Source organism: Bradyrhizobium jicamae, assembly GCF_018130695.1.
Taxonomy (GTDB): Bacteria; Pseudomonadota; Alphaproteobacteria; order Rhizobiales; family Xanthobacteraceae; genus Bradyrhizobium; species Bradyrhizobium jicamae_B.
In genome coordinates this window covers 199,944-213,314 of record NZ_JAFCJX010000014.1, presented here as the reverse complement: position 1 = coordinate 213,314, position 13,371 = coordinate 199,944, and the positions used below count along the sequence as shown (strand labels likewise).

The window sequence follows — 13,371 nt, the reverse complement described above, 5'->3', positions numbered from 1 at the left end:
CGTCCGATCGGGTAAACTGCAAACAAAAAGCCCGCGGCGGATGGCTCCGCTGCGGGCTTGATGGATTTCGCGATGATGATGTTATAGCGCTGATTTGCCCGACGGGTCAAGCGGCATTTCGGAAAATACGATCAGAACGGACCGAACCTCGCTCGATCGCCAAGCAAGGCTAATTAGTCTAGCCGTTGGGGCGCATGTAGTCCGCGATCATGCCAAGCAATCCGCCGACCTTCTGCCGATCGCGCTTGGATGGATCGCCCCGCCGCGGGAACGAGGCCCATTCATCCAGGGCCCGATTGCGGTCGGGCGCAAGCAGCGCCTCGAGTGGAAACCGCACAGGTGGAAACGATCGCGCACGATGGCTGACCGCCGGCGCCACGCCGGCCTCCCGCGACCCGCTTGGATCAGTCGAGGGGCTGCTCGGAAGCCGGACGAGCATGCGAACCGGCGCCTGCGCAGGATTCGAGGACGGTGCCAGTGCAACGTCAGTCATCAAGTCGCCGCTCCCGTTGCCAACACCGATCGGGCCGGCCCCCGGCACGGCAGGCGACGTCGCTTCCGGCGACACGCCTGGTGCACCGAACGATGGGGTTATCGGAGCCAGCGCTTTCGGCCCGGATACGGCCGACGCGATGCCTGACCCGCCGAGAGCATCGGAGCGAGACAGTTTCGGCAACGCGAGCGGACTGAAATTCCGGAGTTCCTCGGGAGCGACGCGCAACTGCGGCAGACCCGGATCAGCAGTTGGCGCGGGACTCGGAAGGCTCGGCGAGCGCGCAGGAGGCACCAATGGCGCTGGACCATTCGGCCCGCCGATCGACGTCGGACCGCTTGTACCAGGGACTGCGAGAGGAGAACGCGGATCGCGGGCCGATGGTGAAGCTGTTCTGCCGCCTGGCGTGCCAACAGGGCCGGGTGGCCGTCTCGTCGAATCGAGCGGGCTCGGTAGACGGACATTGTCCAGCTGCGAACCGGTGTTCGGCGTATCCTCAGACCGTGGCGCACCGATATTGAACTGACGCTGGATATCCTCAATGTCCTTCGGGTCCAGCAACATGCTTCGTGCGCCTGGCTTCACGGGCGCGCCGCCGGGCAGCGGCGGCTCAGTCAAGCCCATGGCCGCGATCAACGTACTCAAAAACGAGTTGCTGTTCTGCCCAAGTCCCATCCAGGGATATTGGATATCCCGCGCGTCCATTTTGGCGCGGGCAGCTCTGGCGGCATTCCACAAATTCATGATCCCGGCCTGATCGCCGGAAGCCACCTCTGCCTGAGCAAAATCGGGTTGGTAGTAATGCCTGTTATCGTAACCCTTCAACCTGTCAGACCGCAAATTTCCGATAGCTTCGAATTTCCCATCGCATCTGTCGCCAGACCATGAAGTTCGCCGACAACTGTCCCATTCGGATCAATCAGCACAAGAAAATTGTGACCGGCGAATCCAGCGACAAGAGGAAGCTCCACCTTGACGATTCGATATTGGCCTTCTGCCATACTTCACCTACTCATTCATCGGGAACAAGAGACTCATTTGCTTGCACGACAACATCATGCGGCCTCGCGTAAGAGAAGCGCACATCTATGTGTGTGATAGTTCTCTTGCCGTAATAGGGAGAATCCTGCCGGATGTAGCGCTGGTCGTCTCGAATCCAGAACGCGCCCGAATAAGTACATTCCTTACTGCGTGCCGGGGCGCATTGCATGCCGAGGGCTTCTGCATCGTTGTGGGAGATGCCTTTGGCCGACGTCTGCTCCACGACGAACTGTGCGACGGCCTTCTTCAAGTCGTCGACACCCGTCCCGGTCTGACGGCTAATGGCATTCGCAAGCGGGCTTACACCCAAACCTTCTGTATTCACGGTCACGCGCGGCCAGGGGCCGGACCAAAATGCTGAACACCCGGAGATCATGAAAGCAAGTGCAAGCAGCGAGAGAACGTTCAGGATGGGAAGGTGGGGTTTTCTCGACATCCCAGGATTCTCCGCGACGAAGATCGCTTGCCTCTGCTAGGCGTCGCTCCGCGCACAGTTGCGGAAAACACGCGATTGCACGCGAGCCACCGCACTCAACACCGCTCGCGGCAGAAGAGCGCACGAATTGCGCGACCATCTATGATTGATTTAGAACAAAATCGGAACATCGTCAAACGAGACGTTGGCTGCGGTCCAGCTCTCCCCTGCGACCGGCCATTGATGAGGCAGCATACCAGAGCGTATCCGTTATCAATGTATCATCGATGGAGACGGCAAGTTGATATCGGCTTTAGCCATTCGCGCGTTGGTTTCGCCGACGACGATTTCAGCAATTCTCTTTGGCGCTCTGATCTTGTCGACAGGAGGACGTCTCGCCTTCGCGGAAACCTCCGCGAACGCAACATGTTCCACCCGGTTTCAGTTGTGTTGAGCCGTATCCGCAGGACGGCGAATGTCAGCATCCCGCGATCGTTCTCGACGAAAAGGCGAAAACCGGAAGCTACGCGAGCGATCCCTACTCGCGCGCATCCGAAAAGGCCTGCATTGCGAAGACCAAGTCATTGACGGCTCGTCGAGGCGGCGAACTTCGTCTTAAATTGGCTAACGGCGCAATGAAACTCTACAAAGATAATCAGACCAAGGCAGCATGCGCTGGAGCGTCCTACGAGAGCTGCAAGAGCTACATGCTCTATGACTATTTCCCCGAACATGGGTTACTGCTTGTGCACGTGATGTATTACGAAAGTGACGAATGGCTGCTGGTCCGACAGCAAGACGGAAGGGAGGAACGGATCGTCGCACCACCGCGCTACTCGCCAGACAGGAAATGGCTCGCGTCCGTCTTCTGGACCGATGGCCAGCGATGGAAACAACGGCATCGACATCGTGCCGGCGAACGGAGATTCGACCGAACCGGCCTTCCACTATAGACCTGCGAACTATGAGACTTGGGAGTATGTGGGCTGGGACAGCGACGATCGTCTATTGGTCAAGGTCGACTGGCGCGTCGGGTCAGATCCGGAGCTTGTTACGTGGCCCGCCGAAGTTGTTCGCGTGAACGGAGAATGGCAATTGCACAGATGGCCTCCGAACTCGCCGCGACCTTGAGCATCGGCCCGATCGGTCGGACGCGGCCATACTGCCGAGCGCGAGCGATATCAGATACGCGGTCATCGAGGCCTCGCCGGTCTCTGTTGATGTGCCAATGGCAGCCTCATGCTGCGCGAATAAATGTGCGGCAGATCGCCGACGATGCGATCTTTGGGGCGCGAACCTTATCCCTGATGCCGGAGCCGCGTGCGGCGCCGGGCTTTCACCCGCGCCACGGGACCGGCACGTTCGCGCGTACCGGCCAAAGGATGATGGATCGACATGGTTCGGACGACGGCACGCCTCGACGCCCGGGCGGAGGTGCGGCATCGTGGAGGCGGCCGCCGTCCAATCGGTGAAAGGCAAACAAAAGCCCGCTGCGGATGGCTCCGCTGCGGGCTTGATGAATTTCGCGATGATGATGTTATAGCGCTGATTTGCCCGACGGGTCAACAGCTATTTCTGAAAACGCGATCAGAACGAAAATCCTTCGACTTTTCAGCATCATGACACCTCCCCGCGGAGATGTGCCACGTTGAACTCTCCGCGTGACGAACAAAATCCCTAAAATGCGACACACCGGCTTCGACAAAGTGAAACCGACTTTGTCGAAATTTGGCGCGATCCGGAAATTGCGCTGCCGGCTTTCGATCAAACGATCGTATGATCCATGGCGATGATGTCGCGTGCCGCTGATTTGCCCGACGCGTCGAAGATTGCGGACACCAGCACCGACATCGCGACGAAACGCGCGAGCATTGCTCGCCCTTGATCGAAGCGGGAGGCTATCGATGTACCTCGTTGCTGCCGTGCTCGCGGCCCTGTCGGGCTTGTTCTACGCAGCCGGTCATCATGAACTCGGATCGTTCGGCGCGACGGTCTGTTCCTATGGCAGCACCTTCTGCGACAATCCGTTCATGGTGCTGGTCTTCGCCGGGCTTGCCGGAGCATGGGGCATGTTCGTCAGCGTGCGCTGATCCGCTCCACGTCAGATTGGGGTGATCATGGTATTGTCTCGCTGATTTGCCCGACGTGTCAAATCGTCTTGTCGCCCTCTAGCTTTTGCGAAGCCGCCTCATGAGCCCGCGGATGAACCGGGATACACCCCGCGATCGCCGGCGTTGCTCATCGAGTTCTGCCTGGAGACGCTTGAGCTCCCGATCATGGACGAGGTTGTAGTATCCGGCGTGATCGCGGTCGCGCCTCAGCGCAGCCCATCGCACGACATGCCCGGGATCGAGCCGGTCCGCCCACGTCACCGCGGGATGCGAACGCTCGAACATCACATCAAGCCAGCTCCCTCGCGGCGGTGCGATCGTCTTCGGAATGCCGGCCCGTCGCCACATCTCGTTCCATAGATGCACGAAGGTGGCATCTGCCGTGCGCGCCTCGACCTCCTCGCGCGCCTCCGGCAGCAAGAACTTTTGAAACTCGTCGGGCCCGATCCCATAGCTGCTCTCACGCGGTGCGATCGGCATCGCCGGCGCATGGATCGGCTGCAGTGCCGTCAGCAACTTCGGTCCGACGTCGCCCCATGTGGCGCCCTCGAGCTTGTCCTCGGTCTGTCGGCGCGCGGCGGCGATCAGCGGATGCGCCGGCGGGAAGCGCATCACCGCACCGTTCAGTTCATGATCGGATTGCCGCGCGATGAAAGCCTCTTGTGCCGGCAACGCCGACGCCAGCAGCAACACATCGGTGTCGATCCACCAGCCGCCGAGTTGCTCCAGCAGCGCATAGCGGAAATGGTTGGAGTGCAGCGACGGGCTCGGTCCATCGAATTCGTGCCTGTAGAAGGCGACGTCGCGGTCGAGGATCTCGCGTGCGTCGCGCAACACCGCGCCTGCGGGCAGCCCCTCGACCGGTCCATCGGAAAATACCTCGACCGTGATGCCGGCCGCCACGAAGCTCGACAGGCATAGCGCCTCGTAGGGCGAGAACCGCCCGTGCCAGAAGCAGCGTACGATACGATCGGGGCGAGGCGGCTCGGTTTGGCTGGATTCCTGGATCATCAACGCCTATGCAAGGGGATTGGATGGGGCGGCCGATTTGCACGGAGATTGGAACAAAGTGCAAGCCCGTGGGGACTGGACAGCCGGGCCGCCGCCTGATGCGGTATCGGGATGAAAGAGCACGTTATTGTCGCGCTGGTCGCCACCAGGGGCGTCGAGGATTTTCTGGAGAATTCATTGCTGGGATTGGCCCGCGCCGGCATCGATCCCCGCATCGTTCATGTCGCGCGGCCCGACAATGCCGCCGCCACGGTCGATCCCCTCATTCTCAAGGCGCGCACGATCCGGCACTCCTTCGCCGAGTTCAGCGCAGGCGGGCCTCGCACCATGCCGGATCAGTATGTGGACTATGGGACGGCGCCGTTTGTCGCGATCAACTGGGAAAAGGTCCGCTTCATTCACTGGCTGCTCGGCCAGTACCGCCACGTCGTCTATGCCGATCTCGACGTCGGCTGGCTCGCCGATCCCTTGTGGTATCTCGACGCGATCGGCAAGGTCTTTCCGCTCGCCTTCCAGACCGAAGCAGTGCGGCGCTTTCCTCCCGTGCTGTGCTGGGGCTTCCTGTCGGCGAAGTCGTCGCGGACCACGCTGCAACTGCTCGAACGAATGCTGCGCGACTACGACAAGCGTCCGCCGAATGCAGCTCCGGTCGACGAGCAGCAGACTCTGACGGAGATGATCGCGCGCGATCCGATGATGCTGCAGTCGGTTCATCTGTTGTCGGAAGGATTGTTCGTCAACGGCATCGGCTATCGCAGCCTGCTCGATCAGCCGAAGCCAGCCACCTCGCTCCAGGGCAGGCTGGAGCCCTTCGTGTTTCACGCCAATTGGACCGTCGGGCTCGAGAGCAAGCGCGATCTGATGCGGCAGACCGGAACGTGGCTGCTCGACGCGAGGTGAGCGCGCCTATTGCGGAGGCGGATTTGCGGGATGGACCGGCTTCGGTCCCGGAGGCTCAGGCTCAACCTCCGGCTTCGGGTCCGTGGGTGTGACCTTTGCACCGGCGGCGCGCGCGGCTTCGCCTGTCGTCGAATAGTTGGCGACGACGGGGTTCTGCGCCTTCGGCTTGTTCCAGGGACCGTGATCCACGATCAGCATGCCCAGCACGCCGAACACGGCAACGGCAGCAGCGACGATGAGCGGCGTACCGCCGTGTCGATTGCGATGCCCGATCGAGCTGTCGGTCATGGAATCCACCCTTGGCAATGATCGTTGTTACGACAAGTCGCGCCCGGCGCCGAAGTTTCCAGTTCCGGCGCGCGAAAGAGTCGACGAAAGGACGGGAACAATTCTCTTGCCGGCGCATTTCCCGAATGTGGCCGTCACCCGCCGTTCATAACGGCGCCTGTCGCGGATAGCCAAAGGTCTTCGGGCCCGCTGTTCAAAACACGCGCACGCGCGGATAGCCAAAGGTGACGGCCGCCTTCGTTCCCCGCTCAAGCCGCGGCACGCCTCATGAGTTATGAAACCCCGGAATCACCCTTGCAGCCAAGCCTCGGCGAGCGCGCGATCGACACGGCAGCCGATGTGTCGCGCACGATCTCGGACGTTTCGGATGGGCTTCGGGCCGCCGTCGATCGCCTGAGCGAGGCCATCGCCGCCTCGCGCCGGCCGGGCGGCGTTCTTGCGACCGTCAGCGCGGTCACCCGCGAAGCGCCGCTGGCGAGCCTGTTCGTCGCCTTCCTGCTCGGCGTAGCGGTCGCGCGCCGGCGCTAGAACTTGCCCTTGGTCGCATCCTTCGCTGCGGACATCACATTGCCGGTGATCTGTCGCATATGCTCGCCGGCCGTGGTGAACTGGCTGCGCAGGAAATCCGACTGGATCTGCATCGCCTCCTGCAGATTGGTGGCGTGAACGAGCTTGCGGGCGTGTTCGAACGCCGCTTTCATGTTCTGCTCGGTGAACGTCAGCGCCTGCTTCGAAATATCCGTTCCGGCGCCCGGCATGGCCGTCATCGACTTGCCGGCCGCGTCGAAGAACATGGCAAAGGCCTTCTCGGCCTGATCGATGGTTTTCTCCGCGAGATCACGCAACTCGGCGGGCACTTCAAGTTTCGGTTCGATCATGGTCGCTCCCTGAAACGTACGCGGCCGACGTTAGCATAGATTGCCACGGCGTCAGCGCCGGTCGCGCCGATGTTCGTCGCAGAAATCAACGTCCCGTCCACGGCCTCTGGCAAGGATTTTGTTCCTATTTCAGTCGACCGCACCCCACTACCGCTGCGATTCCAACCGTGTCAACATTGCGGCGGGGTGATTCGGACACCGGTGGCGTTGCGTCTGCGATGGGCACATGGGGATTCGATGCTGCATACGTTACGGCCGACGCCGACCTGCACGCGCTTTCAGACCAGTATCGAAATGCCGTGCATGAAGTGCGGTGCGCAGATGCGGCTCGCCCTGATCGAGCCGCGCGACCAAGTCTATGACATCCTGACCTACCGCTGCACGCCCTGCGACTCCGGCGAAAGTTTTTTGAAGGCCCGCTAGCTGGCCCTCGCCTACCTGCTCAAGACAGCAGCGCCTTGCGGCGTGACGACGGGTCCGTCATCGCGCAGCTCGACCAGGCCGAGTTCCGCCAGGACACCCAAATCCTCATCGCTGGGCGGCGACATCTTGAGGCGGCGCGCCTGAATGTCCCGCAGCGTCCAGCGAAGACCGATGGCTCTCTCCAAGGAAAATTCAGCGAATCGATCGTCTGCCATTCGCATCGACTATTGCGGCAATTCGATCAGACTTTGTCTTCGCGGCGGCGCCTTTATGGGCGCCGCGAAATAATGCGAAGACCGCGACCGCGATCCCGAGGAAGCGCGATCGCGGATGACGATCGGGCCGTCAGTAGCGATAGGGCTCGATGTCGACCAGCGGAAACGCGCTGAACACGCTCGGCAGGTTGGTCGGCATGGCCGGGTGCAAATAGGACTTGTCCAATTCGGCAAAGCTGGTCACGCCGAGCAGCCCGAGGCAGCGCATCACCTCATCCTCGAGCAATTCGAGCATACGCACGATGCCCGCCTCGCCCGCCGCCGCCAGCGCCCAGCACTGCATGCGGCCGATGCCGACCAGATCGGCACCCGATACGATCGCCTTGACGATGTCGGTGCCGCGGCAGATCGAGCCGTCGACCATGATCTTGGCCCGCCCCGCGACGGCCTGCACGATCTCGGGCAGCACATGCATTGAACCGCGCCCGTGATCGAGCTGGCGGCCGCCATGGTTGGACACGTAGATCCAGTCGACTCCATGGTCGACCGCGATCTTGGCATCCTCCGCGGTGGCGATGCCCTTGAGGATCAGCGGTATCTTGAACTTGTCCTTGATCAGCTTCACCGTCCGCCATTCCAGGCCCTTCTGGAAGTCACCGCCGGTGGCGCGGATGCGGCTTTCGCGCACATAACGCTTGGCGATGTCGCGTTCGCGCCGGCTGTAGTGGGCGGTATCGACGGTCATGCAGAACGCGGCATAGCCGTTCGAGATGGTCCGGCTGACCACGTCCTCGACGAAAGCGTCGTCGCCGCGCACGTAGAGCTGGTAGATGCGCAGCGCATCCGGCGCAGCCTTGGCGACGGCCTCCAATCCGGGCTCGGACACCGAGCTCAGCATGTGCGCCGCACCGAACGTCCCGGCCCCGCGCGCAACGGCCGCTCCGGAATCGGGATCGAAGATCTCGAGCGCACCGACCGGTGCGATCATCACCGGCAGCCGCAGCTTGCGACCGAACACGTTCGCGGAAGGATCCACCTCGGCCACGTTACGCAGCACGCGCGGCCGGAACGCGATCTCGTCCAGCGCCATCCGGTTGCGGCGCATCGTGGTCTCGGTCTCCGCCGCACCGACGATATAGTCCCAGGCGTTCTGGTTCAGCTTGGCGCGCGCCTTGCGGATAAACTCGTGCAGGTTCTGGTATTCTTCGCCGCTCGCGCCGAGCTCGACGTTGCGTTCCGCCCGCGTTGGGGTCCCGTCATTCATGGTGTTTCTCTCCCGGTTCGGCGGCACATTAGCCGCAGGAAAACCGAAAAGGCTACCGCTTTGAGCGGATAGCGCGACCGCCAGCCATTCGCTGACGGGATGGATCGACGGACGAACCGTGCTGCGGGAATCCTATCGCCCCGAAAAGCGGCTTCGATACTCCGTGGGCGAGACGCCGAGATGGCGCAGGAAGGCGCGCCGCATCCGCTCATCGTCGCCGAAGCCGGCGCGCTTGGCCACCTCGACCACACCGCCGATCTGGCGGCTTTCGAGCAAGAGGCGCGCAGTCTCGACACGCAACGCCTCGACGCCACTCGCCGGCGTCATCCCGGTGCGGCTGACATAGGTGCGGGCAAAGGTCCGCGGCGTCATCCCGGCTTTTTCAGCCAGTGTCTCCACCTTCAGGTCGCTTGCGATATTCTCGATGATCCAGGCGTGCAGCGCGCTGAAGCGCCCCTCGACGTCGGAGGCCTGCGCGGCAAGCACCGTCGAAAACTGGCTTTGGCCACCCGGCCGCTTCAGAAACACGACCAGCCGCCGCGCGACATCGAGCGCGATGGTGTGCCCAAAGTCCTCCTCGATCATGGCGAGCGCCAGGTCGATCCCGGCACTGACACCCGCCGACGACCAGACCCGGCCATCCTTCACAAAGATCGCATTGGGCTCGACCCGGATGTTCGGAAAACTGTCCTGCAGGCGCGGGCAATAGCGCCAGTGCGTTGCAGCACGCTTGCCATCCAGCACGCCGGTCCAGGCCAGCGCGAAGGCGCCGAGGCAGACGGAGGCCACGCGGCGCGCCTTCGGCAACGCCTGCGTGATCCACTTCATCAGCCTGGCGTCGTTGCGCATCTCCCAGATACCCGGACCTCCCGGGATCACCAGCGTATCGACCTCGTCGGGTCGCACGCCGTCGATCGAGGCGGTATCGACCATCATGCCGACATCCGTCGTCACCAGCCCGCCGGCAGCCGACAGATAGGATAGCGCGTAACCCGGCCCCGGCAGTTCGATCGCTTCCAGCTCGGCGAACACCTGCGCCGGCCCGGAGATGTCGAGCAGGGTCACGCCCGGAAACGCGACGATCGCGATCCGCCGCGCAGGCGCCTTCTCTGCCGGCTTCAACCGGGACGGCTTGGCAGTTTTCGAGGGCATATTGTCCTTTAGGCCATCAGAGGCCGCCCTGTATAGGTCGTGGTGGAATACTGGAGTTCTGCCATGTCGCGAAATCTGGGCAGCCAATATCAGGCGATCAAATCGCCCTGGTCAGGTTACGCGATTTATAGCTACCCAGATGCCTCCGAGATTGTCGCAGCCGACCGGCAACCGGTGATGGATGCGATGAACGGGATTATCGCCGTCAACTGGCAGGCGATCGAGCCGCACTGGACGGCCGCGTCCTCCCCTTTCGACCGGAAATACAGCCTCATCCTGGTCTACGACGCGTCGGGCCTCGTGGCCTTCTCGGTCTATCGCGTGCTGCAGATGACCGCCGGCCCCGCGATCTACCGCAGCGGCACCGAGGTACTGCCCGCCCATCAGGGACGCGGCCTCTACGGATTCTTCACATCGGAAGTGCTGAGATGCTCGGGAGCGGCCGACAAGGGTGACGGCAGCGTGCTCTATGGCTGGCGCACCCGCAATCCCATCGTCTGGGCTGCCAATGCCAAGATCTGCGAAAAGGTGACGCCGTCGCTGCTCGACGACGCCCAGGATCCAGCCCTGCAGGCGGCCTGCGTCGAGATGTGCGCCTCGCTCTATCCGGGCAAGCCGCTCGAGCTGCCCGATATGATCATGCGCGGCGCCTATGGTCACATCAAGCATCATCGGCAGGCCTATCACGGCACGGCATCGCTGGTAGACGCAGCGATGTCGCGCAAGATCCCTGATACCGCCGACGCGCTGTTCTCAGTCGGTTACGCGCGGGTGTGACGGCGATGTCGGGACAACAGGCCATACTCACCCCCACCTCGCGACTGGTCGATCGCGCCTATCTGGCGTGGGGAACGGTGGCGGTAGCCTATGCGATCGCCTTTCTGCAGCGCGTGTCGCCGCAGTCGATGAACCTGCCCTTCATTCACGACTTCGACACGGATGCCGCCGGCGTCGCGATGCTCGCCTCGAGCTATTTCTGGGGCTACACGCTGATGCAGATCCCGGCGGGACTGCTGGTCGACCGCTACGGCGTCAAGCGTGTCGTGCTGGCCAGCATGATGGCCTCCTCGCTCGGCAGTGCCGCATTCGCGCTCGCGCCCAACCTGCTCGACGTGTTCGCCGCCCGCCTCATCGTTGCCTGCGGCGACGCGCTTGTGTTCACCGCGCTTCTCAAGCTCGTGGCGCAAAGCTTTTCGGACGAGCGCTTCGGCGTCATGTCCGGCATCTCGCAGGTGTCGGGCTATGTCGGCGGCGTGATCGCGACCACCCCGCTTGCAGCCGCGGTGACCGGCTTCGGCTGGCGGGCCTGCTTCCTGCTTATCGCGTGCATCGGGCTCGCCAACCTTGCTTTCGCCAAGCTTGCGTTGAAGCCTGATCCGGCGTCGCACAGCAACAAGACGTTGGCGGGCGTCATCCGTGCTGCGCGGCACTCGCTGTCGCATGTGGCGAACTGGGGCTGCGCCATGACATTTGCATCGCATTTCGCAGTCGTCACGACGCTGTCGGGCGTGTGGGGCATCCCGATGGTCGCCCACGTCTTCAACATTTCGCCGACGGCCGCAGGCACGCCGCTTCTCGCCTTCATGATCGGCAATGCGATCGGCTCGATTTTCCTCGGCCATGTCGCGGACCGCGCGGCCGCGGCGCTTGATGGCGCGCTGATCCGCATCTGTGTGCTGCGCATGATCCTGGTCGCAATGCTCCTGCCCGCGATCGCCCACACGCTCGGCCTCGTCTATGTGACGATCGTATTCACGGCGCTTGGCCTCGTCGCCGGCGGCACCGTTCCGCTGGTGCTGAAATGCGTCAAGAAGCTCTACACCACGGACCTGATCGGCGTCGGCGCGTCGGTGAATACGACGGCGGCAGGAATCTTCGCCGGGATCGCGCAGCCCGTCATTGGCTACGCGATGCTATCCGTCAGTCATGCCTCCGGAACCGATGCCGTGCGCAACACGGCTGCGATCGGTGATGCCGGTTACGGCATGCTGATCGTCATTCTCCTGCTCATGTCGTTGCCGGGCATCGCCGGACCGCTGCTGATGAGGAACAAATTGATAATCGCGTAGTCACATTGTGGGTAAAGGGGCCGTTATGGAACGTCTATTTTTACGAAAAGGTGAAGTTGCTTCGACCTATCCGGTGAGCAGCTGGCAGGCCGTGATGTTTTCCGAATTTGAAGCCCAGATGAGCAGCGAGGCACGGCCCTTTCCCTGCATCTTCGGCGTCACCGGCCACCGCCAGGATCAGCTCCGCTATCTCTTCCTTGATCCCTATGACGTCGGAATCCTCGGCGAGCAGCTCGCGCAGTATGTCGCGCAATCGCGCTCGTTCGGTCCGAACACCTCGCTGATCGTGTTCACGCGCCCGCGTCCGGTGCAGACGCTCGATGCCTACTACCGCAAGATGTGGCTGACGCTCGACCAGCTCGCACGGCTCGACAAGAGCCCGTGGCCGGCCGAGATTCCCGAGCAGATCGACCATCCGATGTGGGAGTTCTCCTTCGCGGGCGAGCCGATCTTCGTCGTATGCACGACGCCGGCCCATGTGATGCGGCAAAGCCGCCGCTCGAGCGCCTTCATGCTGACCTTCCAGCCGCGCTGGGTGTTCGAGAAGATCCTCGGCACCGAAAAGGCAGCCAACGCCGCCTTCGCCGAGGTGCGCAAACGGCTGATCCCCTACGACAGCGCGAGCCCTTCGCCGATGCTTGGCCGCTACGGCGCGAGCGACGGGCGCGAATACCTGCAGTACTTCCTGCACGACGACAATTCGAGCGGCGGCGGATGTCCCTTCGCCAAGCTCGCGCAGAACAAGACGGCGCCCATCGCGAACAAGGAGCAGGCAGCATGACGCGTATCATCGCAGGCACCCGAACCGATTTCGCAGTCGATCCGGCGATCCTGAATCTGCTTCCCGCGCAGGGATCCATCGAGCTGCAGCACGATGCCGCCGGCAAGGTGCATGCGTTTCACACCCACCCCGTGGACGAGATCCTGATGATCATCAGCGGCAGGCTCAACTTCTGGTGGGATGGGGGCGAGCGCGTCGTCAGCGCCGGCGACACCATTCTGCTGCCCGCCGGCACGCGGCATCAATCGGAAGCACTCGAAGGCGGCGCAGTCTATGCGATCGCGACGCAGCCTCCGGCCAAGCCGCTCAACATCTGAACGTCAGTGAAGG

Annotated in this window: 17 protein-coding genes; 8 read left to right on the top strand and 9 right to left on the bottom strand. The window is 62.6% G+C overall.

Features of this window, described 5'->3' with window-relative positions; genetic code table 11:
• Window positions 1–178 precede the first annotated feature (178 nt).
• From JQ604_RS21965 to JQ604_RS21955, 3 genes are read right to left on the bottom strand one after another with little or no spacing between them, the layout of a single operon-like run.
• Window positions 179–1,318 (bottom strand): hypothetical protein, encoded by a 1,140-nt coding sequence (locus tag JQ604_RS21965; protein ID WP_212361489.1) that lies wholly within the window; start codon window positions 1,316–1,318, stop codon window positions 179–181.
• Window positions 1,315–1,494: a hypothetical protein gene (locus JQ604_RS21960; RefSeq protein WP_212361486.1), complete on the bottom strand. Its 180-nt coding sequence runs from the start codon at window positions 1,492–1,494 to the stop codon at window positions 1,315–1,317. Before JQ604_RS21960 ends, JQ604_RS21965 begins: the two co-directional genes overlap by 4 nt.
• A gap of 11 nt (window positions 1,495–1,505) precedes the next feature.
• Complete coding sequence (locus JQ604_RS21955) at window positions 1,506–1,970, bottom strand: hypothetical protein (protein WP_212361483.1); 465 nt, start codon at window positions 1,968–1,970, stop codon at window positions 1,506–1,508.
• Window positions 1,971–3,853: 1,883 nt separating this feature from the next.
• Between JQ604_RS21955 and JQ604_RS21950 the strand changes: the two genes are divergently transcribed.
• Window positions 3,854–4,039 carry a hypothetical protein gene (locus JQ604_RS21950; RefSeq protein ID WP_212361480.1) on the top strand — a complete coding sequence of 62 codons (186 nt, stop codon included), beginning with the start codon at window positions 3,854–3,856 and terminating at the stop codon, window positions 4,037–4,039.
• A gap of 78 nt (window positions 4,040–4,117) precedes the next feature.
• Here the strand turns inward: JQ604_RS21950 and JQ604_RS21945 are convergent, their stop codons facing one another.
• Window positions 4,118–5,071, bottom strand: coding sequence for a hypothetical protein (locus JQ604_RS21945; RefSeq protein WP_212361477.1), 954 nt, complete (start codon window positions 5,069–5,071; stop codon window positions 4,118–4,120).
• Between the two features lie 111 nt (window positions 5,072–5,182).
• On the opposite strand from JQ604_RS21945, the gene JQ604_RS21940 reads away from it, so the two are divergent.
• Window positions 5,183–5,971, top strand: a complete 789-nt coding sequence (locus tag JQ604_RS21940) for a putative nucleotide-diphospho-sugar transferase (RefSeq protein ID WP_212361474.1) — start codon at window positions 5,183–5,185, stop codon at window positions 5,969–5,971.
• A gap of 6 nt (window positions 5,972–5,977) precedes the next feature.
• Here the strand turns inward: JQ604_RS21940 and JQ604_RS21935 are convergent, their stop codons facing one another.
• Entirely contained in the window at window positions 5,978–6,259 is a 282-nt protein-coding gene (locus tag JQ604_RS21935) for a hypothetical protein (RefSeq protein WP_212361470.1), read from the bottom strand.
• A 267-nt stretch (window positions 6,260–6,526) separates the two neighbouring features.
• Here JQ604_RS21935 and JQ604_RS21930 point away from each other — a divergent pair, with 267 nt between their 5' ends.
• Window positions 6,527–6,787: a hypothetical protein gene (locus JQ604_RS21930; RefSeq protein ID WP_212361467.1), complete on the top strand. Its 261-nt coding sequence runs from the start codon at window positions 6,527–6,529 to the stop codon at window positions 6,785–6,787.
• On the opposite strand, the gene JQ604_RS21925 is transcribed toward JQ604_RS21930, so the two are convergent.
• The gene (locus JQ604_RS21925; protein WP_212361464.1) at window positions 6,784–7,137 is read right to left on the bottom strand and encodes a phasin; all 354 of its coding nucleotides are present in this window, start codon (window positions 7,135–7,137) and stop codon (window positions 6,784–6,786) included. The two genes, JQ604_RS21930 and JQ604_RS21925, sit on opposite strands and share 4 nt — an antisense overlap.
• A gap of 237 nt (window positions 7,138–7,374) precedes the next feature.
• On the opposite strand from JQ604_RS21925, the gene JQ604_RS21920 reads away from it, so the two are divergent.
• Entirely contained in the window at window positions 7,375–7,560 is a 186-nt protein-coding gene (locus JQ604_RS21920; protein ID WP_212361461.1) for a hypothetical protein, read from the top strand.
• Window positions 7,561–7,571: 11 nt separating this feature from the next.
• Here JQ604_RS21920 and JQ604_RS21915 read toward each other — a convergent pair whose 3' ends face one another.
• The 3 genes from JQ604_RS21915 to JQ604_RS21905 form a co-directional block, all read right to left on the bottom strand.
• Window positions 7,572–7,775, bottom strand: coding sequence for a hypothetical protein (locus JQ604_RS21915; RefSeq protein WP_212361458.1), 204 nt, complete (start codon window positions 7,773–7,775; stop codon window positions 7,572–7,574).
• 130 nt (window positions 7,776–7,905) lie between these two features.
• Window positions 7,906–9,039 (bottom strand): alpha-hydroxy acid oxidase, encoded by a 1,134-nt coding sequence (locus tag JQ604_RS21910; protein WP_212361455.1) that lies wholly within the window; start codon window positions 9,037–9,039, stop codon window positions 7,906–7,908.
• Window positions 9,040–9,171: 132 nt separating this feature from the next.
• The gene (locus tag JQ604_RS21905; RefSeq protein WP_212361452.1) at window positions 9,172–10,191 is read right to left on the bottom strand and encodes a GlxA family transcriptional regulator; all 1,020 of its coding nucleotides are present in this window, start codon (window positions 10,189–10,191) and stop codon (window positions 9,172–9,174) included.
• Window positions 10,192–10,254: 63 nt separating this feature from the next.
• Between JQ604_RS21905 and JQ604_RS21900 the strand changes: the two genes are divergently transcribed.
• The 4 genes from JQ604_RS21900 (at window position 10,255) to JQ604_RS21885 (ending at window position 13,358) form a co-directional block, all read left to right on the top strand.
• The gene (locus JQ604_RS21900; RefSeq protein ID WP_212361448.1) at window positions 10,255–10,968 is read left to right on the top strand and encodes a hypothetical protein; all 714 of its coding nucleotides are present in this window, start codon (window positions 10,255–10,257) and stop codon (window positions 10,966–10,968) included.
• Between the two features lie 5 nt (window positions 10,969–10,973).
• The gene (locus tag JQ604_RS21895) at window positions 10,974–12,260 is read left to right on the top strand and encodes an MFS transporter (RefSeq protein WP_212361444.1); all 1,287 of its coding nucleotides are present in this window, start codon (window positions 10,974–10,976) and stop codon (window positions 12,258–12,260) included.
• Between the two features lie 94 nt (window positions 12,261–12,354).
• The gene (locus JQ604_RS21890) at window positions 12,355–13,041 is read left to right on the top strand and encodes a YqcI/YcgG family protein (protein WP_249158547.1); all 687 of its coding nucleotides are present in this window, start codon (window positions 12,355–12,357) and stop codon (window positions 13,039–13,041) included.
• On the top strand, window positions 13,038–13,358 hold the full coding sequence (locus tag JQ604_RS21885) for a cupin domain-containing protein (protein ID WP_212361436.1): 321 nt from the start codon (window positions 13,038–13,040) through the stop codon (window positions 13,356–13,358). The genes JQ604_RS21890 and JQ604_RS21885 overlap by 4 nt, the downstream gene beginning before the upstream one ends.
• Window positions 13,359–13,371 lie beyond the last annotated feature (13 nt).

Bases quoted from the DNA above. Each gene is read 5' to 3' on its own strand.
- JQ604_RS21905 (WP_212361452.1), bottom strand. From the start codon at position 10,191: ATGCCCTCGAAAACTGCCAAGCCGTCCCGGTTGAAGCCGGCAGAGAAG.
- JQ604_RS21930 (WP_212361467.1), top strand. From the start codon at position 6,527: ATGAGTTATGAAACCCCGGAATCACCCTTGCAGCCAAGCCTCGGCGAG.
- JQ604_RS21935 (WP_212361470.1), bottom strand. From the start codon at position 6,259: ATGACCGACAGCTCGATCGGGCATCGCAATCGACACGGCGGTACGCCG.
- JQ604_RS21955 (WP_212361483.1), bottom strand. From the start codon at position 1,970: ATGTCGAGAAAACCCCACCTTCCCATCCTGAACGTTCTCTCGCTGCTT.
- JQ604_RS21950 (WP_212361480.1), top strand. From the start codon at position 3,854: ATGTACCTCGTTGCTGCCGTGCTCGCGGCCCTGTCGGGCTTGTTCTAC.
- JQ604_RS21920 (WP_212361461.1), top strand. From the start codon at position 7,375: ATGCTGCATACGTTACGGCCGACGCCGACCTGCACGCGCTTTCAGACC.
- JQ604_RS21895 (WP_212361444.1), top strand. From the start codon at position 10,974: ATGTCGGGACAACAGGCCATACTCACCCCCACCTCGCGACTGGTCGAT.
- JQ604_RS21910 (WP_212361455.1), bottom strand. From the start codon at position 9,039: ATGAATGACGGGACCCCAACGCGGGCGGAACGCAACGTCGAGCTCGGC.
- JQ604_RS21890 (WP_249158547.1), top strand. From the start codon at position 12,355: ATGTTTTCCGAATTTGAAGCCCAGATGAGCAGCGAGGCACGGCCCTTT.
- JQ604_RS21885 (WP_212361436.1), top strand. From the start codon at position 13,038: ATGACGCGTATCATCGCAGGCACCCGAACCGATTTCGCAGTCGATCCG.
- JQ604_RS21925 (WP_212361464.1), bottom strand. From the start codon at position 7,137: ATGATCGAACCGAAACTTGAAGTGCCCGCCGAGTTGCGTGATCTCGCG.
- JQ604_RS21945 (WP_212361477.1), bottom strand. From the start codon at position 5,071: ATGATCCAGGAATCCAGCCAAACCGAGCCGCCTCGCCCCGATCGTATC.
- JQ604_RS21900 (WP_212361448.1), top strand. From the start codon at position 10,255: ATGTCGCGAAATCTGGGCAGCCAATATCAGGCGATCAAATCGCCCTGG.
- JQ604_RS21915 (WP_212361458.1), bottom strand. From the start codon at position 7,775: ATGGCAGACGATCGATTCGCTGAATTTTCCTTGGAGAGAGCCATCGGT.
- JQ604_RS21960 (WP_212361486.1), bottom strand. From the start codon at position 1,494: ATGGCAGAAGGCCAATATCGAATCGTCAAGGTGGAGCTTCCTCTTGTC.
- JQ604_RS21940 (WP_212361474.1), top strand. From the start codon at position 5,183: ATGAAAGAGCACGTTATTGTCGCGCTGGTCGCCACCAGGGGCGTCGAG.